Genomic DNA, 21,622 nt, shown 5'->3' on the forward strand with positions numbered 1-21,622 from the left:
TCAGTGCGTTGCGGCTTCGGCCTTTGACGCCGATGGCGTCACGCGGCACTGCATGTCGTCGGCGCTCGATCGCTTGTCGGCCCCGATGGAACGCACGCCCACGATGACCCCGCGTTCGACGATCGGCTCGAATGGCAAGCGTCGACCATCAAGGAGCGACCCGGGTCCCGCGTACCGCGTCCCGTCAGGCGCCTGGAACAGTCCGCGCAAGCCTTGCGCCGCGGTGAGCGGCTGGTGCTGGTCGCGCTCGTACGCTTCGATCTGGTGGCACAACAATGCGACCTGCGCCTTCGTGAGCCTGTCGACGTCATCGGTCCAGCCGCATCCCGTCAACCAGGCGACGACGCACGCACCCATCATCACGTTCCGCATTGCTCGCTCCTCGTTGGCGCATGCCGCGCAACGTCCGCGCCCTACTGCATTCGTGCATACACCACGCACGCCACCAGCGCGAACACCACCAGCAGCGCGATGAACCCCCACTTGAGCAAACGCGGATCGAGGCTCGCGACATCACGCTCGAAGGCATCGACATCGACGGGCTCGGCGACGTCGTGGTCCGGGTTGTCGAGCAAGGCCCGCGCATCGTCGTACTGGGCGTTGATGCAGACGAAGATCGCGTCGTTGAACACGTTCCGGATCCCCGCGCCCCGGACGAACGTGGGAATGCCCTTGTGGTAGAGCCGCAAGGTGATCTCGTTCGCGAGCGTCCGATCCTGGACGTAAGTGAGCAGGCGCATCGCGTCGGATCGTCCCCGGCATGCCGCCCCGCGCGGCCCCGGGGAGCATAGCCTCGCCACGCGAACCCCGCCCACGGGACAAGGTCCCGGCGCTCGCGTAGCCTTGCCCGCACGCAGCCCACCACCCACGCCCGCCGCATGACGCCCACCGCGATCCACCTGCCCGACGTCCGGATGACGTTCGCCGAGTGCGTGAAGGCGCTCGCACTGGTCTCGGTGCGCGTGCCGAAACTCTGGGCATGCATGGCACTGTTCTGCGCCGGGGGCCTGGCGGTGCTGATCCTGTCCTCGCGCGCCGGCCAGCTCGACGCCGGCGCGCTCGCGGCCGGCCTGGCCGGCATCGCCTTCGTGCCGGGGTTGCTGGTTGCCGCCGCCTGGAACAGCCGTCGTGCGCAGAAGTCCGCGGTCGCCTATCGCTTCACGGCCGAAGGCCTGCATATCAGCACCCAACACAGTCAGACGCAGATGTCCTGGACGAACATCCGCAACATGCGCGAGCGCGGCGGGTTCCTCATGCTCCGCATCGGCGAACAGTGCGTGCTCTGCATGCCGCGGCGACTGTTCGGCCCGACGGAAGTCGGCGCGGTGCGCGCACTGGCGCGCGATGCCGGGGTGGAAGGCGCATGACGCCGGACGCCCTGCCTTCCGGCAACGGCGTGATGCCGGTCTACACGCCATCGACCGAGCCCGTGGTGCGGCTGGAAGTCCGCCTCTCGTTCTTCGATCGCCTGCGCGCGGGTTTCGCCGCCCTTCCCAACCAGACGAAGAGCCTGCGCTTCGGGGCCGTCTTCGCCGCACTGGGGTTGTGCGTGCTGGTCCTGTTCCCGGCCGTGATGCACAAGCCGCCGTCCTGGATCGACTGGCTGGTGGGCCTGTACTTGCTGGGGTTCCTGCCGATCGCCGTCGCGTCCGGTGCATGGACTGGTTATCGCGCCGCGCGTTCGTACGGCGGGCGGTTCTCCTACGAGTTCAGCGAAGCGGGCCTGCGCGTCTTCACCCCGAAGGTCGACCGCAAGCACGCATGGCGCGGCATGACCCGCGTGCGCGAACGCGGTGGCTTCCTGCTGGTGTATTTCGGCGGCTGCGCGTACGCGTTGCCGCTCCGGGACTTCCCGGATGCGCACGCCCTGCAGGAAACGCGGCGCCTGGCGCAGGTCGTCGGGACCGATCAGCTCCCGGCCTGAGCGTCCGCCCCGCCGATCGCGAAGAACTGTTCGCGCGACAGGGACGCATAGGCCTGCGTGGCGAACTGCTGTTGCAGGCTGCGCCGGAGGTCGTCGTCGAAGCTGTCGCACGCCATCTCGCCCAGGAACGTGAGCGCGTCGTCTTGGTCGTCTTCGAGGAACGGCGCATTCGCAGGCGCGAGGAGATAGCTGCCGTCGCGACAGCGGTAGGCGATCAGGGGTGCGTGGCAATCGGACACTTGGGGCATGGGGAATGCTCGAAGTTCGGCGCGCGAGCCGCCGCGCGCAGTGGGCAACATACGCCTGCCGCCCTCCGCCGAAATAACGATTCGCTGAGATTCGGCGCCCCTGTAACAAAGGAAAACCCCGCGAGGGGAGCGCGGGGTCTTCAGGGATCTAGGGGATACCCGGCCCCGTCCTTGGGGCTGAAGGCAGTCTTTCATTCGGCAGGTGATGGATTCGTGGATGCACGGCGCGCGGGAAAAGGTTCACGTGATTCACGCGAGCAACTACCCCGACAACATCTCCACCACGCGGACCACCGCTTCGCGCCTGCGATCCGACACGCGCCGCAATCCCTGCAGGATCCGGCTCTCCAGTTCGTCGCGCGCGAAATCGTCGACGACCACCGCGGCATCGAACGCGCCCGCGTCCGGATTGCTCGGTCCTCGCCCGGTCGCCAACCATTCGAAACACACGCGCGTCTCGCACGCGATCTGCGCCAGGTGGCCCACGCTCGGCGTGGTGCCGCCTTCGCGTTCCCATTGCGTGACGGCGCTGCGCTGCACGGCGAGGCGGCGGGCCACTTCGGTCTGCGTCAATCCGGCCTGCGTGCGGGCACGGCGGATGCGGGTGGAGATGGAGAACACGGGCGCGCCTGTCGAAGCTCCGTTGATGTTCGTAACGCGAACCGGGTAGCGAGGCTGCCACCCCCTCATCAAACGGCACACGGATTCACCCCGTGACCGGGATTTCCCGCATTCATCGCCGTGCCGCTACCGGGGCAGCGATTCTTGCGGCAACTGGTCCGTGCGCGCTGCCCCCGGGCACCGCATGCCCCGGATGGGGGGCGCGCGGACCCACCGGGAAGCGATGCTCACCACGCCATTCGTGCAGGCGGTGACCGTCGAAATGGCATGCGCGCGTTGCCATGGAAGCGCAGCTTGCGCGCCGCGTGCAAGGCGAGGCCATGCACCTGATCGTGTTCACCCCGGTGCGATTGCTCGGTGATGGATTGGCAGCCTCGCTTGCCAACCGCCCCGGCATGGTCGTGCGCGCGGTGGTCAACGCCTTCGCGGACCTGCACGGGGCGCTCGCGAACACCGAGGTCGACCTGGTCCTGATCGACGTCACCCAGGGCATCGACCTGTCGGACGTGCGCGCCATCGCGCAGGCGTATCCCGACGTGTTGCTGGTCGCCCTGGGCCTGGACGAACAACGCCAGAACGTCATCCGCTGCGGGCACGCCGGCTTCACCGGCTACGTGCCGCGCGATGCATCGATCGATGGTTTGTGCGAAGCCCTGTCGGACGTCGTGCATGGCCGCCTCGCCTGCTCCGCCGAGATCTCGTGCGAATTGCTGCGCGCGTTGTTCCGCATGGAACAGCCGGCGACGGGCCCCGCCCCGGGCCAGCCGTTGAGTCGCCGCGAATGCGAAGTGATGCATTTGATCGAGCGCGGGCTGTCGAACAAGGAGATCGCGCGGGAGCTGAGCCTGAGCGTGTCGACCGTGAAGCACCACGTGCACCACATCCTGGAGAAGCTGGCGTTGTCGCGCAGGACGCAGGCGATGTATCGGGCGCGGGAAGCGCCGTGGATTGCGTCGCCCACGCAAGCCAACCACTAGGGCCACGTCCCCTGCGGCGTGATCTTCGGCGGTGATTTCAGCTGGAAATGCATCCAGTCCTTCGTGCCGGTGGTCGTCCCCAGCCACACCAGGTTGCCGCCTTCGCTCGACGTCAGCGCGGCCACCAGTTCCGGCTCCATGTTCATGAAACCGTGCACGGCGACGGCCGACAGGCTCGTGCCCTGCCCGATCGGTTGCCCGGCCTTGTCGCGCGTGCCGGCGAAGATGCCGTGCAGTTCGACGAGCGAGGCCGCGAGCGTTGCGACCTCGGATTCCTTTGCGCGGGGTGCCAGCCGAAATCGCAGGTTGATCGGCATTTCGTAGCGACGCACGTCCTCGCGGATGCGCTTGAGCTCGGCGATGACCTTGCGGTCGAACAGGATCGCGAGTTCGGCCGTCTTCGGGAACGCCGGCGTGTCGCGCGGATCGATCACCTGCGCGAGGATGAAGGGCATGAGCCGGGTGAGGTCCGCGCGGTTCTTGATCTTCGGCTGCAGCGCGGCCACCAGCGTGTCGAGGACGCGTGGATCGTCGTGCGCGCTGTAACTGCCCTCGCCGCCGCTGCTGTCGGGCACGGCGACGCGTGCTTCCTCCTTGTCCATTGCGTCGCGCAGCGTCCGCTTCAAAGCCGCCAGCCCCTCGGCGCCCGGCTTGCCGCGTTGCGCGGCCGCCGCCACGGCCTTGGCCAACGCCGCGGCCGGAATCGGGATCTGGTGCTTCGCCGCCTCCGCCGCCAGCGCCGCTTCGAAATGCGCCGGCGAGTCGAACATGCTGCGGAACTTGTCGCTCGCCTCGCGAAAGTGCTTCGCCGCCGGCAGCGCGGTGGCGAACGGCTGCCCCGCCTTCGCGCCCGCCATGTCCGGCCCGTAGACATCGAACCCCGTCAGTTGCTTCACGATGTCCCAGCGGAACTTCGGCAGGTTGGGATTCGCGTTGGCGTCGATGTCGATTGCGAAGCCGAAGGAGTGGTTGCCGATCTCGCTCGGGTTGTTGCGGTTTTCGCGGATGCTGATGGCCCACGAGCCGCGGTGGTGCACCTTGCCGGCCAGCGTGGTGATGTCGGCCATGCTGGCGATCACGCGGTCGAAAGTACCGGCGGGCACCTTGCTGGACTGGAGGAGATCGGTGGCTTTCTTGAGCGCCTTCTTCAGCTCCGGGTGCACGAGGCTCTGGCGGCCGAACACCTTCGTCGTGCCCGACGCCGGCGGAAATTCTGCGGGTTCCAGCGTCGCGAAGAAGGCATTCATCGCATCGATGCTGCCGAACGTCGCCTTCAGCCCGTCGCGCATCGCGACGTATCCGACGAGCGGATCCGCGTCCGGTTCCATCGCGCCCTTCGCTTTCGTGGTCAGGCGCGCGAACTCGTCGCGATAGGTTTGCGGGGCTTCGGTTCCGACGCCGAGGATCAAGCGATCGAGCACGCCGTCGGCGACGCGGATGCGATCGGCCTTGGGCAATGCGCGCAGCGGGTCGGTGATGCCGGGCGTGTCGAGTGCGGCGAACCCCGACGGCACGCGCGGCGCGCCCTTCGTGCCCAAGGCGATGATCCATTTGCGGATCGCGGGCCATTGCTGCTTGAGGACGAGTTCCGGGGTGAGCGTCAACTTGGGATTCACCGTGGAGGTCAACGGGATCTCGGAAAGCGGCGTTTCGACGGCGGCGCCGATCGCGTCGATCAGGTCGTCGACGGGGTCGGGGGGTGCATTCGCAGGGACACCAGGTGCGGGACCCGGCGGCAACGGTGATTTGGGATCGGGTTGCCGGTACAGAAGCAACGGCGCGCGCGGTGATGCGAGCCGATCCTCGATCAAGCGCTGCAGCCCGATATTCCCCATGCGCTGCCGGAATTCACCGCCCGCTTTCACCGACACGATGGGCCTGCGCGCCACCACGGCGTGGATGGGTCCGCGATCCACGCTGCTTTCGAACTTGCGCTTCCGGGCCATGCTGCACCCTCATCCGTCGGCAGCCGCCGCGACAAGGCACTGCAGCGCCATTTCGCCTTCGATGACCGACGCGGCGCTGTCGTGCAGGCGCTCGACAAAGACCGTGTCCGCCGCCTCCGCGCCGCGGAAATCCGCGCCTTCGATCCAGGCGCCACTCAGCTCCGCCTGGGTCAGGTTGACGTTGCGCAGCGTCGCGCCTTCCAGCCGTGCCTCCCTCAGGTACGCGCGGAACAAGTTCGCGCCCGACAAGTCGGCGCCGCGGAAATCCGCCTGGCGAAAACTGGTTCGAAATCCGCGAAGCTCCAGCATGGAGGCGTTGCGGAAGACTGCGTGGTCAAGATTCGCCTTGGTGAAATCGGCACCCGCCAGATCGGCATCCACGAACGAGGACGATGCAAGATTTGCACCGCCAAAAGTGGCGCCACGCAGGTTGGCCCGGTCGAAACAGACCGAGGCAAGCGTTGCATCGGTGAGGTCGACGCCCGGGAGTTCCACCGAGGACAGGTCGGCGTCGTGCAGGACAAGCTGCGTGCCGGATGCGCCAAGGCTCGCCAACCACTGCGCATGCAGTGCAATCCTGGCGATCAGTTCACTTTCGGGAATTGAAGGCATCGCTCGAATTTCCTCTCAGGGGAAGAACTTTACCCGGTCGCCCCACCCGCGCTTGACCCCTTCCGCTTTCAGCGCTGCAGTGTCCGCTGCCGTCATCTTGCCGGTGTCCATCATTACGTCCTCGCCGAGCGAGAGCGACTTGTCGACCTTGGCAGCGTCCGTTGCAAGGTCGAATCCGCCTTGCGCTGGGCTATGCCCCGAGTCGAATCCTTTCACGTCCCAAGGCTTGCCATCTCCATCGATGAAATCGGCGCCGCCCGTTGGATCGCGTCGGACCGGACCCTTGACCTGGCCGGCTTCTTCCAGCGAGACGGCGACTTCGGCTTCGCGGAGCGTGCTGGGCGTGACCTTTCCGCCCTGCGCCGGATCCTTGCCGAGGATGTCGATCCGCGCCTTTCGCGACACGATCGGATCGTTTGGATGTGGGTTGTTCTTCCGGATGTCGGCCAGCTTTTCTTCGATCTTGGCCATCTTCCAGGCCTTCAGCTTCGGATTGGCGGTGGTCTCGGCGGCCTCCAGTTCCGCCAGCAAGGCGGCGTTCTTCGGATCGTTCAATTCGATTGCGTAATCCTTGACCAGCGTTCCGCAATCCGAGCAACGCAGGCACACACCGTCTTCGGTGACCTTGATCTTGTGCTTCCCATCCGCGGTCGGCTCTTCGGCGACTACGCGCTTCCCGTTTTCGAAGCCCAGGTCCGGCTCGGGTGCCGGCGCAGGTTCGTCCTTGCCCGGCGGCGGCTTCTGTTCGGGCGGCGCCGGTTTGCTTTCGGGCAACGGCGGCGCTTTTGCTTCGATCGGCGGCGCCTTGATGGGGAACACTTTCCCCTTGACGAAGTTGAAGATGCCCTTCATCACGCCGTAGAGCGCCGGCAGCAGGATCATCAGCAGCGCGATCACTGCCGTGATCGCAACCGCGATCAGGTTGTCGGCGATGCTGTTGTAGGCATCCTTCTTCTGGCTCTTGACCGTCGCACCGGTGTTCAGCAACAGCAACTTCTGGGCCAGGTTTGCGCCTACGCCGCCGAGGAACGCGAGCAGCAACTCGTACCCGATCGCCAATGCGGCTTCGTGCGCCACGGGGATGAATGAAGCGACGAGCAGTGGCAGCATCAGCGTCCGCATCAGGATGCTGACCCCGGTGTTCCAGAGAAGAATCGGGATGTCGAGGATCTGCAGGATGCTGGTCCAGAGGTCATGCAGCGAATCGAAATTCAACCCCAGCACGACCTTCTTGATGTCGTAGTACAACTTGATGAGGTCTTCGATATCGCCGATCACTGGCACGAAGAGGTCCCTCAGCAACCCGACCACCACGGTCATCGGGCTGGCCTTGAAGGCCTCCCACTTGTCACCCATCGCACCCAGGATGCCGGTGCCGATCTCGCCCCAGTCTGCCGCGGTGCGTGCCTCCGGGGCGTTCGCATCCGGCGTGCGATGGATCTTCACTGGTGGCGCCCCGGCGGGTGCGGCGGCCGCAGGGTCCGTGCCGCTGCCGAAGTATTGGCTGACCACACCGGCAAACCGGTTTTCCACCCCTTCGAGCGCCTGCACGCAACGCTTGGCAAGGATCGCGATGTACTTCATCGGATCCGCGAAGAAATCCGTGAGGAACGCCACCATCTGGCCAATCTTGACGAGCGTTGCGATCACGACGTCGATCGCGAAGTTCAAGACCTTCTGCATGAAGCCGACGATGGCGTCGATCGCCGTGTTGACCCACGCCTTGATCTGGCCGAAGAGCGCCGTCCACCCGTCGTGGATCTTCTTCCACAGCGCCTTGAGCGCATCGACAAGCGCGCGCGCACCTCGCTGCACGAAATCGGGCAACTTCCGGAAGAGGAAGTTGCCGAGCAGTCCGGACAACTTGTCGAGAACCCAGGTCGCGTAACGGTTGATGATCCCCCACGTGAACTCGAACGGCCGCAAGAGGCCGGCCGCCAAAGTCTTGAATCCCTCGCCCACCCGCTTGACGACGCCGGAGAACGCGGCCCACGTGCGGGACAGCGCCGCCGGATCGAGCTTCATGAAGGCATCCGCCACCAACTTCAGCGGACTGAGGAAGAACGCGGTGATGTTGCCGAAGGCGTCCTTCGCCGCTTCGAAGGCGGCGTTCATCAAGCCCTCGAGCTTGTCCCACTGGTCGCCCAGCCACGCCATCGCCTCGTGCGCGAGTTCGGTGATCTGTTCGACGACCCAGTTGATCGCGTCCTCGGCCTTGTCGCGCACCACGCCGGCCGCGGTCTTGACGCCCTCCCACGAGAAGTCCGTTTCGTAGCCGAACGGCAGGTCGAAACGCTGGATCGTGGGCGTGACCGCGTGCGTTGCGATGCTGGGCCTGGCCGTCGCCGCCTTCCGGCTGACGCGACTGGCGCCCCCATCCTGCTGCACCACGTGCGTCAGCTCGTGCGCCAGCAGGTGCTGTCCTTCCTGCGATTCCGGTGCGAACTGCCCGCCCGCGAAAACGATGTCCGACCCCACGGTGAAGGCCTTCGCGCTCACCGCCCTGGCGGTGGCGTCCGCGCGGCCGCCGGTGTGCACGCGCACGTGGCTGAAGTCGGCGCCGAAGCGCGGCTCGAAGAACGCGCGCGTGGCGGGCGGCAGCGGTGAACCGCCGCCTTGCATGTCGTGGATGTTCGCTGCGACCGGCACCGGTGCTTCGGAGGCACCACCGGATGCCGTCGCGCGGTCGATCTGCTCGCCCGCCATCTCCTCTTCGCATTCGGCGCAGACACGATGGACCGCAGGCGACGGGGCATTGCGCGAGACGTTCCCCGGTTCGGCCGATCGCATCACGTGGTCGGCGACGCGCTCCGCTTCCTGTTCGTGCGCGTCATCGGGGTGGCTGACGGCGAATTCGCCCAACGCGGCCCCATCGCCGAACACGCTGGCGGGTCCGCTGGCGCGGGACATCATCTGAGTCGCAAATGCCTGCGCGCCCTGGTTTCCCAACTTCTGCTGCAACGCCGCGCCCATCGGCGTTGCGCGTTCCGACGCGATCGCAGGCGCACGCACCACCCCCGGCCGCCGTTCCGCCACGGCCGGCTTCCGCGACGCACTACGCTCCGGCCCCATGGCGTGCCTGCAACGCGCGCGTCAGGTATTCGGCGGCGTGATGGTCGCGATCGTCCCGCGCGGACGCACGACCTTCTTCGCCACCATCGTGTTGGTCAGCGTCCCGACGGCCTGCGCCTGCGGCGGCGCCACCAGGGGATCGCGCATCAGCACGGGGCGGATGAAACGCCGCACGCTGTGGTCGGCCTCCCATGGTTTTTCCGCATCGTTGGTTTCGTCGATGCGCGCCAGCACGACGCAATCGCAGTCGCAGCAGTCGCAATCGCCGTCCTTGCAGCCGCACACGCCGTTGTAGTGGTTCTGATGACAGAGCATCGACGGGTCGGCGCACTTGCACGGCGTATCCCAGATGCCGGTCGTCGGCGAGTCCTGGCAGCCGCAGCCGAGCGCGGCATCCAGCACGCGGATCTCGAAGGCGTCGCGTTCGCGCGTGCAGACGGCCGGCGTTTCGTCGTCGTCGCAACTGCAGGCGGCGGTGCGCGGTGCGCAGCACTTGCTGGTGCCGCACAGCACGACCCACAGCGGGAATTCGAACTTCGTGTCGCATTCGCCGTCCAGGTCGAACACCTGCGTCTTCGGCACGTACACCGGGTCGCCTTCGCAGTCGATGGCCAGGCCGCATTCCACGGTGATGCGCGGCTTGCCGCAGTGCACGGCCACGTCGACCTTCAATCCGCACACGACGCCGCATCCGAACAGGCTGCGGAACATCAGGCGGTTGATTTCGCGCGTGTACGCGGGCAGCAATTCCAGGTCGCCGTGCTCGAGCAGCATGCCGGGTCCGAACTTCGGCCAGACGAGCGTCGACATGGCCTTGTGGATCGCCAGGGGCTTGGGAGTGTTGGTCATGGCGCAACTCCTTAGGCGTCGCTCTGCGCGACGCGGAAGTTCGAATGGAAGGTGCCGCCCGGGGTGCCGTTCCCGGTCGGGGCCGGCGAGAGGCCGACGGCATTGGCGTCCACGGTCTGCCCGTTGCAGTCGACGATGTAGTCGCCGAACACCGCGATCTCCACCAGGGCTTCGTCCTTGTTGAAGATCTTGTGTTTCTTCACCGTCACCGCGTCGGTGGCCCAGCCGGCTTCGACCACCAGCGTGGCGCGCGTGATGTGCTGCGGATCCGGGCCGCCGCTCTTGATGACGTCGATGATCGGGACGCGGCGCGATTCGTACCAGCCGGCCTCGTCCTCGGCGATGGTGATCGTCATGGAGAAGCAGTCGGGGCGCACCGTGTCCGCGCGCACGGGGCGCGAGAACTCCACCCAGTAGTCGCGCGTGAGGTTGCGCGTGTTGTCGGCGGGATCCTCGTCGCCGAACGATGCCTGGAAGTCCTTGTACGGCACCAGCGTGTCCAGCCGGTGCCACGGCTTCCAGCCGATCGCGCTGATGCGCGTGAGGTCGCAGCCGCGGATCAGGTCGAACAGCAGGTCGTTGCGCTTCACGAGGCGGCGCGGGCCGCAGGCTTCGAAGGTGTCGTCGAAGCCCCAGCAGTCGCATTCGGCGTCGTGGCGCAGCACCACGCAGGCCAGCGGCACGCCATGGCGCAGGTCCACGCGCACGCGGGCGCAGGGTTCCTCGATCTCCGTCAGGCAATCGCAGTCGTCGTGGAAGCGCAGGCCGGTGAGGTGTTCGCACAGGCAGCGGCAGCCACCGCGTTGCACGGGGTGCTTGCGCAGGCGCTGCGCGACGACGGCGCCCTGCTCGATCGGATCCTTGCCCGTGCGGTGTTCGTCGCAGCACGGGCCGGTGCCGCATTCGCAGTCCAGCGTGCAGTCGTGCTGGTCGCAGCAGGTGCGGCAGTTCACGCGCTGCAACGAGAAGCGCACGGTCTCGCACACGTGGTCCCATTCGTTGCGTTCGCAGCTGCACGGGTCGGTGACCGGCACCGGGTCCATCGCCTGTTCGGCGTAGTGCACGCTGAGCAGCCAGCATTCGCGCGTCGGATCGATGCGCGATGGATTACGCGCGTCCGCATCGCCCAGGCCCGCGTCCTCGCGCGACAGGCGCCGGCCCTTGTCGTCGATCAGCACGACCTCGCGCAGGCCCACGGGCGCGCCGCGCACGCGCACCAGTTCGCGACCGCAGGCATCCAGCGCGAGGCCGGCGCCCAGCTGGAAGCGGCCGCCGACGCCTCTTTCGTCCGGCGGCGCCATCGCCATCTTGAAGCCGTACACCACGCCCCAGCCGTGGATCGCGCGGTTGAGCAGGCGACGACGGTCGATCAGGTAATCCTGTTCGACGCGGAAGGCATCGGCGGTGAGCCGCTTGCCCTCGAAGTAGTTGTTGCGCAGGCCGGAGTCGCAGCCTGCGTCGCTGCAGCATTCCCGATGTGCGTCTGCCTTGTGTTGCATGGCGATTCCTCCTGGCATTCCTTCAGAGCAGGCGCGTGCCGATGTCCGCACCGGTCGCGCCCAGGCGCGTTCCGCGTGCGGGCAACCGGGCCACGCCGGTGATGGCGTCGTCGCCGAGGTGCGGCGTGGGGTCGCCTTCCAGCACCAGCGCGCCGTCGAGTCGCTGGCCCTGCAGTGCGCGCGCGTCGATCCAGCGCACGCGCGCGCGGGTGGTGAACGGGACGAGTGCGGTGATCGCATCGGGCAACCACGGCGACCATGCGCGACGCTCGGCCGCGGTGGCGGCGATGTCGATGCGCACGCCCGCGGCGAGTTGCCAGGGATCGTCGTTGTCGCCTGCGCACGGCAGGCGCATGCGGCCAAGGCGCGCACCTGCGTCGAGTTCGGTGTGCCAGCGCGGGCGGCCGCCGAGCATCGCGGGCAAGGCGCTCCCGGTGCATCCGGCGCCGCCCACGGTCGCGAAACCGAAGTCCGCGATGCCGTCGACGATGCGGAAACGTCGTGGCGTTTCCGGCATCAGGCAGGCGAGGAAGGTCTGCAGGCCGCTGCGCGTGCCGCGGGTCGTCGCGAGCGCATGCGCGTGCGCGACGATGCAGCGCTTCTGCGCGAGCGCCAGCGTGTCGTCCCAGGGCAAGCCGAGCCAGCGCGCGATGGCGTCGAGCCATTCCGGCGACGCGGTCTTCGGATGCACGTGGCTGCCGAGCGCGGCGATGCGTTCGTCGAGGCCCTGCGTGGTGGTTTCGAACACGCCGACGAGGGCGCGCAGGAAGCTGTCCGGGTTGGCTTCCTCGCGCTGGTAGATCGACGGCAGGTACTCCATCAGCGTGTGGCCGGGGTACAGCACCGACAGCGCCTGCAGCGCGGGAAGCGATGGCGCGCCGGGTGCGGCGATCAGGCGCAGGTGCACCCACAGATACGGATCGCGCAGCGTGAACAGCGGCGCGGCGAAACGCGCGGTGTCGTTGCCTTCGCCATGGAAGGCGACCGGCGCATGCCAGAGGCCAAGCTCGGCGAGGAGGCGTTGCGTGCGCTGGGTGGCGGTCAGCGTCGGGTCGGCGGCGAGCTTCACCATGCGGTCGCGGATCGCGGGGTCGCTGGTGGAGGCGTACGCCAGTTCGAGGGTCGCGCCGCGCGGGAGCGTCGCGGTGGCTTCGATGCGCAACCAGCGGCGGCCGTCTTCGCGGTCGGGCGAATGCAGCATCGGGGTGATGAGCTGGCCCTGGATTTCGGATGCGTCGTCGGGCACGGATGGCACGGCGGCGAAACGCAGGAGGCCGCGCGGGCCGGTGACATGCAACGCGTCGCGGGACGCCGCGACGCCCGTCGCCGGTGCGTCACGCGCGTCGAGCTGCACGTCGCCGAGCGCGTTGCCGTCGCCATCGAACGTGAAGACATGGGCCGCGCCTTCCCGATCGACGCCCGCGACGCACGCGCGATCGCGGCCGTCGCTGCCGAGCGCGGTGGCGCGGAAGCAATGGCCCAGGCCGGCGACAGATTTCCGGACCAGCGCGTTTCCGCCGGCCTCGGCATACCAGCGCAGCTGCGGATCGCCGTCGTCCGTGAGGAGGACGAAGCGCTTGCGCGTGCGCAGGTAGACGAACGCCTGCGCGTGCGTGACGTCGGTGAACGCGACCGTTTGCTGGATGCGCCCCGCGCAATCGACATGGAGGGCATGCCAGTGGCCGTCGTGCTCGGCGAGGATGTAGAGGCCGTTGCAGGCTTCGGCGATGTCGACGGCGCGCCAGCCGTCGAGGTCGAGGATCGCAAGTCGCGTGAGCGTGTCGGTTTCGAAGCGTTGCACCGCGCCGTCGCCGAACGACCACAAGCCCCAGTGCGTGGCGAGCAGTCGCGTCGCACGCACGATCGCGGCGGGCGCGCGCAGCAGTTCGGGGGTGTCGTCGCCCGGTGCCAGGCGATACAGCGTGTCGGTCGCGGCGTCGTGCCAGAACGTTTCGCCCGTCGCTGCAACGGCGAGGGCCGCCGCGCCCTGGGTCGGGAAGCGCTGCGCGGTCGTGGCGAACGGTGCGAAAGGTTGCACCGTATCCAACGCGGCCAGCGCACCGGCATCGATGCCCGCGAACAGGCACGCGCCCCACTGGGCTGCATTCGCGAAGCGATAACCGCGCTGCGGGTCGGCGCTCATGGCGCACCTCCCTGCCCGGGCCGTCGCACGTCGATCGTGCTGTTCGCTGCGTCGAGTCGCGGCAGGCCGTCGCGCGCGACGGCGACGCTGGCGACGTTCCCACCCGGGTCGCGCACCAACTGCAGCGCGACGACACGCGCGACGCCATCGACCGCGCGCATCCAGCCCGCGATGTCGCTGCGCGAAACCGGCACGCCGGGTGGCCGCGCCGACGGTCCCGTCGTCGCCAACCGCTTGCGCAGGATCTCCATCACGTTGCGCTGGAGGTCGTCGACATTGCGCCCCGCGTCGGCTTCGAGCGTTGCCTGCACGACGAACGTGGCATAGCGCGGGCCGACCACCATCAGGCGCGTGCCCAGCGGCATGCGCGCCAGCAGGCGGCGACGGATTGCGTCGAGCCAACGACGCGATTCCGGCAGGCGTGCTGCCTCTTCGCCGGCGCGCAACCCGCGCATCGCAACGAGGGTGACGGTGCCGGTGCGCGGACCGGTGGCGTTCGGCGGCACGATCCAGGCGCGCGCGACGTCGAGCAATGGCAGCTTCAACGCGGCGCCGAGGATGTCGTCGGCGCTGACCAGCGCGTGGTCCTCGCGCGCGCGACGGCGGGATTCGCGGCGCTGCGCGCGCCAGTCGTCCGGCCCTGCACCGCCGGCGACGGCATCCGGGTTCACGCCGAACACCTCGCCGAATCCCTGCACGTGCCATTTGCGGTTGCGCGCCACGCTGCCTTGCGCGCCGTCGCTCACCGAATACCACGCGAGCACCTGCGCCTGTTCCGGCGGCGCGCGCCCGTTGACGCCGTTGCCGAAGGTGATCCGGTCGGCGGCGAGGTCGAGGGCGTACACCTTGTCGGCGGGCCCTTGCGTCGCGAGGTCGTCGCAGCGTTGCCAGGTGGATTGGCCGCTGGGTTCGACCACATCGATCCGCACCAGTGCGTCCCCGGAGTTGAACCGCAACCCGGGCACGTCGAGCTGGAAACGCCAGTCCGTCGTCGCATTCACCGTGTGCACTTCGCGTGCGATCTCCCGGCCCTGCACGATCGGCAGGACGTTCGGCGCGATCCGCAATACGCGCGGTGCGCGTGCCAGGCCGCGCGGTGCGACGAGTTCGAGCGTGAACCGCTTCGGCGATGCGGGCACCGCCGAGAGGTCGAGCGTCAGCGCGCCGGTGCGCAGCAATCCGTCGGTGGTGTCGGACACGATGGCGATGGGATAACGGCCCGTGTCGGTCACCAGCGTGGCAGCGAGCGGGGCATTGCGCGTGTCACCGGCCACCAACGGCGTAGAGGCGCGCACGCCGAGCGTCCAGTACGCCCCTTGCGCATCGTCGCGCTTCGGCGGGAACACGCCGCCGTCGCCCCGGCATTCGAAGTCGATCGCGAGCACGTCGCGCGGACGCGCGCGTTCGCCGAACGGCTGGAACGCCGGGCCTTCGCGCGCGTTCACGCGCGTGTGGTCGAGCACGCGGCCCTCGGCCAGGCGCGTGGTGATCGATTGGACGTCGCCCGGGATCCACAACACCTTGCCATCGGGATGGAACGCCGGCGCGTCCGCGTTCACGACATGGATCACCGCATCGGCGGGAATCACGACGGATTGCGCGAACGTCGCTGCCGGCGAGCGCGGATCCTGCGCATCGGGCCACAGCAGGCCGCGCGCGGGTTGCGTGCCGCCCGGCACGAGCGACAGCAATGCCGCATACGCCGCGCGCTCGTCGCGCCGCGTGTGACCCACCGCGTAGAGCTGCGCTTCGGCCACCCACGCGAGCAATTCCATCAAGGTGATGCCCGGATCGTGCGCGTTGTGGTCCGTCCATTGCGGCGCGAGCGCGGGCAATTGCGCGCGGCCCATCGCCATCAGGTCCGCGAAGCGGCGATCGAAGCGTTCGTTGACCAGGCGGCTCATGCGGCCGCCTCGGCCGTGCTGAAGCCCAGGTGCAGGGCGTCGTCGCGCAGGACCACCAGGTCGGAGCCGCGCAACGAATTGGGCCACGGACGTTCGAGGACGCCGTCGACGATTTCGTGCAGCACCACGTCGTCCACGCTGGCCAGGCGCGGCACATCGACGAGGGCGAGTGCGAGGTCCGTGGCGTCCGGGCTGCGGCCGAGCGGCCAGCCCTGGCCATCGGCGCCACCGCTGACCACGTTGAACCACGCCGCGATGCGGGCGCGCACGTCACGTGCGACGGCACCGGCGTCGTCGAGGTCCTGCACGCGCAGTTGCAGCTGCGCGCCGAGGGAGCGCAACGTCGGGCCTGCGATTCGCAACGCACCGAGCGTCACCGGCGACACGCCCAGCAGCAGGCGTTCCAGTTCGCGTCGCTGCGCTGCGTTCGGCGTCGGGTCCGCGCCGCGCATCGCCACGACCAGGCGCACGCCGCTGCGCGCGGTGAACACGCGCGCCTGCGCGATGTCGGGCGAACTTTGCAGCGCGAGGTCTTCGAGGTCGGTGCCGCTCACGGCCCGGTTGCGATGGCGCAAGCGCGCGCCACCGAACCGGAGGATGCGCGGTGCATCCTCCGGCGGCGCGCCACCGGCGGCCTGGTCGGCGGCGAACACCGCTTCCACGCCCGCGACCGGCGAACCGAGGTTGAGTTTCGTCCGCGCCGCCACCGCGTTCGCCGGTACGCGATCGCTGCCATCCGCCGCGGGTTCGGTGCGCTGGTATCGGAACGCGACGATCGAATCGCGGCCGATCGGCGGGATCATCCCGTGCTCGCCATCGCCGAACAGGATCGCGCCCGTCGCTTCGTCCAGCGCGTATGCGCGCTTGTCCGGTGCTTCGTCCGCCGGATCGAACACTTGGTCCCACCGCACCCAGTCGCCCGGCAGGTCGGGCACGTTGCGCACGACGCGCGCGGGATCGTCGGCGAGCAACGTCGCGCGCTCCTCGTCGCCGAGCGGTTCGCGCACGCGCAGCTCCAGCGTGTTGCGCAGCACGGGCGGACGCGCGAGCGTGAGCGTGAGGTTCGGCGCGCCTTCGGACGAGCCCAGGCGTTCGTAGCGCATCGTTTCGGTCGCGCTCGCCCATGCGGCGTTGAGGTATGCGCCCTGCAGTATCGGCGCCCACGCGCTTGCGTCGTTCGACGCGGTGACGCGCAACCAGCGCAGCGTCGTGCCGAACAACTCGCGCGGCGTGGGCTCGGCGTCGAACACCAGCGTGAGCATGCCGCTCTCGCCCAGGCCGCGCGTGTCGTCTTCGACCACCAGCGGCACGAAGCGATCGGCCACGAGCGCGTCCACGTGCAAGGCATCGCGCGCGCCCTGTCCTGCGTGTTCGACCGCGCGCAGGTACAGGCGCACGGGACCGCCGGAGACGGGACCCTTGAAGCCGAGGAACAACGCACGGCCCGCGGATTCGACGACCGGCCCGGCCACGCGCGCGCCGGCGGCGGCGGCGCTGGTCGCCTTCGTGTTGTCGCAATGGCAGGGCGGCGCGCAGTCGTCGGCGTCCGCGTGCACCGCCGGCCCCGACATCCGCCCAAGCAACACCGGCAAGGGCACGAACGCTTCGACGATCGCATTCGGCGTGCGGTTCGCATCGCTCTGGTCGCGGATCGAGCCGCTGTCCTGCGCCAGCACGTAGGTCGGCAGCACGCCGTCCTTCATCGCGTACGACAGGTGCAGCTGCGCGACGTAGGGCGCGCGGATGTTGTCGGCATTGCGTTCGATCGTCTGTTCCGATCCGCCGCCCGACGTCGGCGTGTTGACCACTTTGACTTCTTCCTGCCCGTAATCGCCGCCGATCAGGCGCGCGCGGATCCAGTGGCTCGTCTTGCCGGACCAGTCGGTCGGCTTGAGGTCGGCCGGCACCTTGAACGTGATCGCGCCGCTACGCTTGAGGTGCTGCGTGGTGTCGGTGGCGTTGAGGTTCCACCAGCCGGTGCCATTCCAGTATTCCCACGACAACGCGGGGTTGGACGTGGTGTCGGCGAGCTGGCCGATCCAGGCTTGCACGGCGGCGTCGACGACGAAATCCGCCTTGCCGAGCGAGACCGCTGGCGGAATCGTCCACGATGTTGCCAGGTCCACGAGGATGGGATGCCCGTTGACGTCCGCCTGGAATGCGTGGCCCTTCTGCCACGCGGGATTGGCACCGGGGAACGCGAGCAGGATGCGATCGAGCAACGCGGCGTCCCAGTCGCCATCGGTGTTGGGGTCCAGGTGCAGCAGCGGGACGACGCGTCGGTCGCCGGGGATCGGGCTGGGCACCGGCATCCAGTAGTCGACACTGGCCGGGGGCGTCGTCGGCACGTCGAGCTTGCGATCCAGCGTCGCCACGCGCGTCGTCGTGTTGAACCCCTTCACGAGGTAGACCTGCGTCGAAATTGGCGTGGCGATGAGCAGCCGCGTCGCGTTGGACGTCACCGTGTGCGCGGCGGCGATCACCACGGTGTCCAACTTGGTGGGCACGACGACCGATGGCGTCGCCGCGGTCGCGGCCGGGGGATAGACGAAGATCGGGTCTGCGACCGCGCGCACGTCGTATTCGAACAACACTTCCCCGCCTTGCACCGACGTGGCCATGGCGGTCGCGACCTGGAACCCCGGCGCGCTCGTGATGGGGAAGGCCACGCGGTCGGCGGCCTGCAGCGGATCGAGGGGCTTGGTGATGATCGCGGTGCGCAGCGGGCCCTGTCGCGGCACGCACTGCGTCGGATCGAAGGCCGCCACGAGGACCTGGCTGGACAACGCCGGCACGACCAGGTGCGCCGGCAACACCGTCGGCGCGCCGGCAGCGGGCCCCAGGCCCGGCGGAATCGGCGCGTCGAACAACAAGCCCGACAGCGCCGCCGCATTGAACGGCGCGTCGAACGGCGACCAGTGCGCAAGCTTCGTCGTGCCATCCGGCTCGCCGAGGCATGCTGCGAAGACGCTCCGCGCATTCGCGATGCCGCCGTCGAGCGCATTTCCCAACACGTCGGCGTCGCCGATGGACGCTTCGACGAGCGCCTGCGTCGTCAATGCGTTCGGGTTCGAACGGAATCCGAGCAGGCGTCGCTCCGTGGCGCCCGGGCCCGGGCCGACAGCCACCGCGGCCAGCGTGTTGTCGCTGCGCAGGATCGCCGCGGGCGTGACGCGCGCATCGACTGCCGTGCGCAGTGCCGTGCAGGTCGCGGTGGTACCTGCGAACGCCAGCGCATAGAGCGTCTGGTCCATCGCGACGCCCACCGCCCGCGGGTTGGTCGGCAGCGCACCCGCGACCACGATGGGGGCGATGCGCGTGAACTCGATATCGACGCCACCGATCCTCGCGACGAGCTTGGTCCACGCCGGCGTCGCGTCATCCGGATTGCACTGGTACAGCGTCTTGTCGCGCAAGGCGACCAGGTTCGGCGAGACGTACACGAGGCCGTCGACGCCGGGCGTTGGTCCCGCGGCCGGCGGCACCACGGGCACGTCGGGGAGCTTCTTCCAACCGCTGAACAGGGCGCCGAACAGCACGTCGTCGCTTTCGCGCCACACCCAGACCGCATCGTCGGCGGCCGCGGCGGCGAGGACATCGGTGCTGCGGTTCCAGACGGCGATTGCGTCCTGGCGCAACGCAACGGGGGCAGCGTCCACCCGAGCACCGAACAATCCGGGCGATGGCGGATGCAGCGCGGGGCGACCGTGGTACCGCGAGAGGCGTTGCGGCGTCCCGCTGAATTCCAGGAGCTGCAATCCCCCGTCGCGCGTGACGCCCGCCAGCACCGTATCGGCCTTGGGGCCGGTGCGCAGGCACGCGAAGTCACGAAAACTCAGGTCGGCCAGCTGGACGCACAGTTGCACGTCCGCGTCCTTCTTCGAGAAGGCCTCCGCGCTGCCGACATAGAACGCATCGAACTGCCGCGGCGCGCGCCCCAGCGGATAGAACGCGCTGTCGACGACCAGAGGCGTGGTGTTGGACATCGCTTCGAAACCGACCGAAGGCTTCGCGGCGGCGCTCTGGCACGTGGCGGCGATGGGCGTGTAGTTGATGCGCACGCTGAGCTGGTCGACGCCCAGCAACACCTTGTCGACCTGCGTCGCGACCGCGCGGATCCAGCGTGCGCCCATGCCCGGGAGGATTTCGCGCGGTTCGACGGCGCCTTCGGGTTTCTCGAGCGTCAATGCCGTCGCGTAGGGCTGCGTGGCGGCCTTCGCCAAGGGCTGCCACGCCACCGCATCGGGATCTTCGGCCGCGGCGCGCTTGCCCCAGTATTCCCATGCCACGCCCACCAGGCCTTGCGCGCCGAGGATGTCGAGCGTCGCCGCCGCGGTGATGTCGAACAGATCCGTGCTGCCGAAGTACAGCGCATGCAGTTGCGCGTCGTTCCACAGCCCATCGAACGGCGAGAAGCTGGCGACCTTCTGCACGATCGCGCCCTGCGCCAGGCCGTCTTGCAACGGCGGCTCGATGGTGGCCAGGCCCTTGTCGGCTTGCTGGATGCGGAAGCGCTGGCCATCCGAGCGCAGCACCAGCCCGGGCAGCAGGCCTTCATCGGGATCCAGTTGCAGCTTGTCCGCGGCCGGCGCGGCGAAACTCTTCAACGCCCATTGTTCCGGCATCGGCTGCACGGGCTCCAGCGACGACAGGCCCGGCGGCGGCAAATAGAAATGATCCGCCTCCACGCCGACGATGCGCTCCAGCTTCGCGGGCACCAGTTGCACGTCGGTTTCCGTTTCGAACACGACGGAGGCGCCCTCGACGCTCGCCTGCAAGCGCGATGCGGCACGCGCCAGCACGGCTTCGCTGGCCTTGTCCCCGAGCTTGAACGCCACCGGCACGCGCGCGGGACGCGCGGCCTCGCCGTGCACGCCGAGCCAGTCGAACAAGCCGTCGCGCAGTTTCGCGCCGGCGCCATCGAGTTGCTCGGCGACTTCCGCGTTGAAGCGCGCGCCGATCTGCAGCAGCGCACGGCCGAAGTCCGGTTCGTCGTCCGCGATGGCCCATGTGGGGATCCACGCCTGCGCGCGTGCGTTCAATTCCACGGCGAAGTCGCGGGTGCGGCGCGGTTCCAGGCGCGGAGGGACCGGCGGCTTCATGGCAGGCCCCCTTCGCGGAAGTAGAACGGGAACACGAGGTTCCCGACCTGGTTGGTCTTGCGCACGCGGTATTCGATCTCGACGAGGAGCTTGCCTTCGGCCGTCGCGGATTCATCGACTTCCACCGCCAGCACGTCGATGCGCGCTTCGCAGCGACGCAACGCCTCTTCCACGGTCGAGCGGATGCGCTGGATCGTGGTGCTGTCCATCGCTTCGAACACGAGTTCGTGGATGCCGCACCCGAAGTTCGGCCGCATGACGCGTTCGCCCGGCGCGGTTTCCAGGATGATCCGCATCGATTGCCGGATGTCGTCTTCGTACGCGACGCTGGCCACCAGGCCCGTGCGCGGATCCAGCTGCACCGGCCACGCCCAGCCGCGCCCGAGGAAGGCTTTCTGTTCGTCCATGGCGCGCGGCTCGCTCATCCGATCATCACCGTCGGTGCGCCGAGCACGATGGAATTCGGCGCGCCCGCTTCCACGACGCTGTCGCCCATCCGCGCGGCGGGCATGCCGCCGATCATCACGGACGTGCTGCCCATCAGCACCATGCCGCCCACGTGCGGCTTCGGCCCGTCGAACAGCGGGCACACGTGCGTATCCATCAGCGCGCGCCACGCGGGCATGCCACCGATCATCACCGTCAGGCTGCCCGGCCCCGGGCCCAGCGGCGTGCCGTGGCTCGTGGTGTCTCCGACGCGTGCAGCGGACTGACCCATCGCCTCG

17 protein-coding genes are annotated in these 21,622 nt (G+C 68.6%); 3 read left to right on the forward strand and 14 right to left on the reverse strand.

Features of this window, described 5'->3' with window-relative positions:
* Positions 1-372, reverse strand: coding sequence for a hypothetical protein (locus LYSHEL_RS00125; protein WP_213435038.1), 372 nt, complete (start codon positions 370-372; stop codon positions 1-3).
* 41 nt (positions 373-413) lie between these two features.
* Positions 414-740, reverse strand: coding sequence for a hypothetical protein (locus LYSHEL_RS00130; RefSeq protein ID WP_213435039.1), 327 nt, complete (start codon positions 738-740; stop codon positions 414-416).
* Positions 741-878: 138 nt separating this feature from the next.
* Here LYSHEL_RS00130 and LYSHEL_RS00135 point away from each other — a divergent pair, with 138 nt between their 5' ends.
* Both LYSHEL_RS00135 and LYSHEL_RS00140 read left to right on the forward strand, forming a co-directional pair.
* On the forward strand, positions 879-1,367 hold the full coding sequence (locus tag LYSHEL_RS00135) for a YcxB family protein (protein ID WP_213435040.1): 489 nt from the start codon (positions 879-881) through the stop codon (positions 1,365-1,367).
* Positions 1,364-1,924 carry a YcxB family protein gene (locus LYSHEL_RS00140; RefSeq protein ID WP_213435041.1) on the forward strand — a complete coding sequence of 187 codons (561 nt, stop codon included), beginning with the start codon at positions 1,364-1,366 and terminating at the stop codon, positions 1,922-1,924. Before LYSHEL_RS00135 ends, LYSHEL_RS00140 begins: the two co-directional genes overlap by 4 nt.
* Here LYSHEL_RS00140 and LYSHEL_RS00145 read toward each other — a convergent pair.
* Together LYSHEL_RS00145 and LYSHEL_RS00150 are read right to left on the reverse strand one after the other, a co-directional pair.
* Positions 1,909-2,172, reverse strand: coding sequence for a hypothetical protein (locus LYSHEL_RS00145; RefSeq protein ID WP_213435042.1), 264 nt, complete (start codon positions 2,170-2,172; stop codon positions 1,909-1,911). The genes LYSHEL_RS00140 and LYSHEL_RS00145 overlap by 16 nt on opposite strands.
* 261 nt (positions 2,173-2,433) lie before the next feature.
* Positions 2,434-2,793: a helix-turn-helix domain-containing protein gene (locus LYSHEL_RS00150; protein ID WP_213435043.1), complete on the reverse strand. Its 360-nt coding sequence runs from the start codon at positions 2,791-2,793 to the stop codon at positions 2,434-2,436.
* 281 nt (positions 2,794-3,074) lie between these two features.
* On the opposite strand from LYSHEL_RS00150, the gene LYSHEL_RS00155 reads away from it, so the two are divergent.
* Positions 3,075-3,770, forward strand: a complete 696-nt coding sequence (locus tag LYSHEL_RS00155) for a response regulator transcription factor (RefSeq protein ID WP_213435044.1) — start codon at positions 3,075-3,077, stop codon at positions 3,768-3,770.
* Here the strand turns inward: LYSHEL_RS00155 and LYSHEL_RS00160 are convergent.
* The 10 genes from LYSHEL_RS00160 to LYSHEL_RS00205 form a co-directional block, all read right to left on the reverse strand.
* Positions 3,767-5,716 (reverse strand): hypothetical protein, encoded by a 1,950-nt coding sequence (locus tag LYSHEL_RS00160; protein ID WP_213435045.1) that lies wholly within the window; start codon positions 5,714-5,716, stop codon positions 3,767-3,769. The genes LYSHEL_RS00155 and LYSHEL_RS00160 overlap by 4 nt on opposite strands.
* Positions 5,717-5,725: 9 nt before the next feature.
* Entirely contained in the window at positions 5,726-6,328 is a 603-nt protein-coding gene (locus LYSHEL_RS00165; RefSeq protein ID WP_213435046.1) for a pentapeptide repeat-containing protein, read from the reverse strand.
* 15 nt (positions 6,329-6,343) lie between these two features.
* A complete protein-coding gene (locus LYSHEL_RS00170; protein WP_213435047.1) occupies positions 6,344-9,241 on the reverse strand; it encodes an eCIS core domain-containing protein in 2,898 nt (965 codons plus the stop codon).
* Between the two features lie 180 nt (positions 9,242-9,421).
* On the reverse strand, positions 9,422-10,249 hold the full coding sequence (locus LYSHEL_RS00175; RefSeq protein WP_213435048.1) for a hypothetical protein: 828 nt from the start codon (positions 10,247-10,249) through the stop codon (positions 9,422-9,424).
* Positions 10,250-10,260: 11 nt separating this feature from the next.
* The gene (locus LYSHEL_RS00180; RefSeq protein ID WP_213435049.1) at positions 10,261-11,748 is read right to left on the reverse strand and encodes a hypothetical protein; all 1,488 of its coding nucleotides are present in this window, start codon (positions 11,746-11,748) and stop codon (positions 10,261-10,263) included.
* A gap of 22 nt (positions 11,749-11,770) precedes the next feature.
* Positions 11,771-13,891, reverse strand: a complete 2,121-nt coding sequence (locus tag LYSHEL_RS00185) for a phage tail protein (RefSeq protein ID WP_213435050.1) — start codon at positions 13,889-13,891, stop codon at positions 11,771-11,773.
* Entirely contained in the window at positions 13,888-15,795 is a 1,908-nt protein-coding gene (locus LYSHEL_RS00190) for a putative baseplate assembly protein (RefSeq protein WP_213435051.1), read from the reverse strand. Before LYSHEL_RS00190 ends, LYSHEL_RS00185 begins: the two co-directional genes overlap by 4 nt.
* Positions 15,792-20,897, reverse strand: a complete 5,106-nt coding sequence (locus LYSHEL_RS00195) for a baseplate J/gp47 family protein (RefSeq protein ID WP_213435052.1) — start codon at positions 20,895-20,897, stop codon at positions 15,792-15,794. The genes LYSHEL_RS00190 and LYSHEL_RS00195 overlap by 4 nt, the downstream gene beginning before the upstream one ends.
* Entirely contained in the window at positions 20,894-21,322 is a 429-nt protein-coding gene (locus LYSHEL_RS00200) for a GPW/gp25 family protein (RefSeq protein WP_213435053.1), read from the reverse strand. Before LYSHEL_RS00200 ends, LYSHEL_RS00195 begins: the two co-directional genes overlap by 4 nt.
* The gene (locus LYSHEL_RS00205) at positions 21,319-21,615 is read right to left on the reverse strand and encodes a PAAR domain-containing protein (RefSeq protein WP_213435054.1); all 297 of its coding nucleotides are present in this window, start codon (positions 21,613-21,615) and stop codon (positions 21,319-21,321) included. The genes LYSHEL_RS00200 and LYSHEL_RS00205 overlap by 4 nt, the downstream gene beginning before the upstream one ends.
* Between the last annotated feature and the right edge of the window lie 7 nt (positions 21,616-21,622).

Origin of the sequence: Lysobacter helvus, from assembly GCF_018406645.1 — a bacterium.
Lineage (GTDB): Bacteria > Pseudomonadota > Gammaproteobacteria > Xanthomonadales > Xanthomonadaceae > Noviluteimonas > Noviluteimonas caseinilytica.

Bases quoted from the DNA above. Each gene is read 5' to 3' on its own strand.
- LYSHEL_RS00125 (WP_213435038.1), bottom strand. From the start codon at position 372: ATGCGGAACGTGATGATGGGTGCGTGCGTCGTCGCCTGGTTGACGGGA.
- LYSHEL_RS00130 (WP_213435039.1), bottom strand. From the start codon at position 740: ATGCGCCTGCTCACTTACGTCCAGGATCGGACGCTCGCGAACGAGATC.
- LYSHEL_RS00135 (WP_213435040.1), top strand. From the start codon at position 879: ATGACGCCCACCGCGATCCACCTGCCCGACGTCCGGATGACGTTCGCC.
- LYSHEL_RS00140 (WP_213435041.1), top strand. From the start codon at position 1,364: ATGACGCCGGACGCCCTGCCTTCCGGCAACGGCGTGATGCCGGTCTAC.
- LYSHEL_RS00145 (WP_213435042.1), bottom strand. From the start codon at position 2,172: ATGCCCCAAGTGTCCGATTGCCACGCACCCCTGATCGCCTACCGCTGT.
- LYSHEL_RS00155 (WP_213435044.1), top strand. From the start codon at position 3,075: ATGGAAGCGCAGCTTGCGCGCCGCGTGCAAGGCGAGGCCATGCACCTG.
- LYSHEL_RS00160 (WP_213435045.1), bottom strand. From the start codon at position 5,716: ATGGCCCGGAAGCGCAAGTTCGAAAGCAGCGTGGATCGCGGACCCATC.
- LYSHEL_RS00165 (WP_213435046.1), bottom strand. From the start codon at position 6,328: ATGCCTTCAATTCCCGAAAGTGAACTGATCGCCAGGATTGCACTGCAT.
- LYSHEL_RS00170 (WP_213435047.1), bottom strand. From the start codon at position 9,241: ATGATGTCCCGCGCCAGCGGACCCGCCAGCGTGTTCGGCGATGGGGCC.
- LYSHEL_RS00175 (WP_213435048.1), bottom strand. From the start codon at position 10,249: ATGACCAACACTCCCAAGCCCCTGGCGATCCACAAGGCCATGTCGACG.
- LYSHEL_RS00180 (WP_213435049.1), bottom strand. From the start codon at position 11,748: ATGCAACACAAGGCAGACGCACATCGGGAATGCTGCAGCGACGCAGGC.
- LYSHEL_RS00185 (WP_213435050.1), bottom strand. From the start codon at position 13,891: ATGAGCGCCGACCCGCAGCGCGGTTATCGCTTCGCGAATGCAGCCCAG.
- LYSHEL_RS00190 (WP_213435051.1), bottom strand. From the start codon at position 15,795: ATGAGCCGCCTGGTCAACGAACGCTTCGATCGCCGCTTCGCGGACCTG.
- LYSHEL_RS00195 (WP_213435052.1), bottom strand. From the start codon at position 20,897: ATGAAGCCGCCGGTCCCTCCGCGCCTGGAACCGCGCCGCACCCGCGAC.
- LYSHEL_RS00200 (WP_213435053.1), bottom strand. From the start codon at position 21,322: ATGAGCGAGCCGCGCGCCATGGACGAACAGAAAGCCTTCCTCGGGCGC.
- LYSHEL_RS00205 (WP_213435054.1), bottom strand. From the start codon at position 21,615: ATGGGTCAGTCCGCTGCACGCGTCGGAGACACCACGAGCCACGGCACG.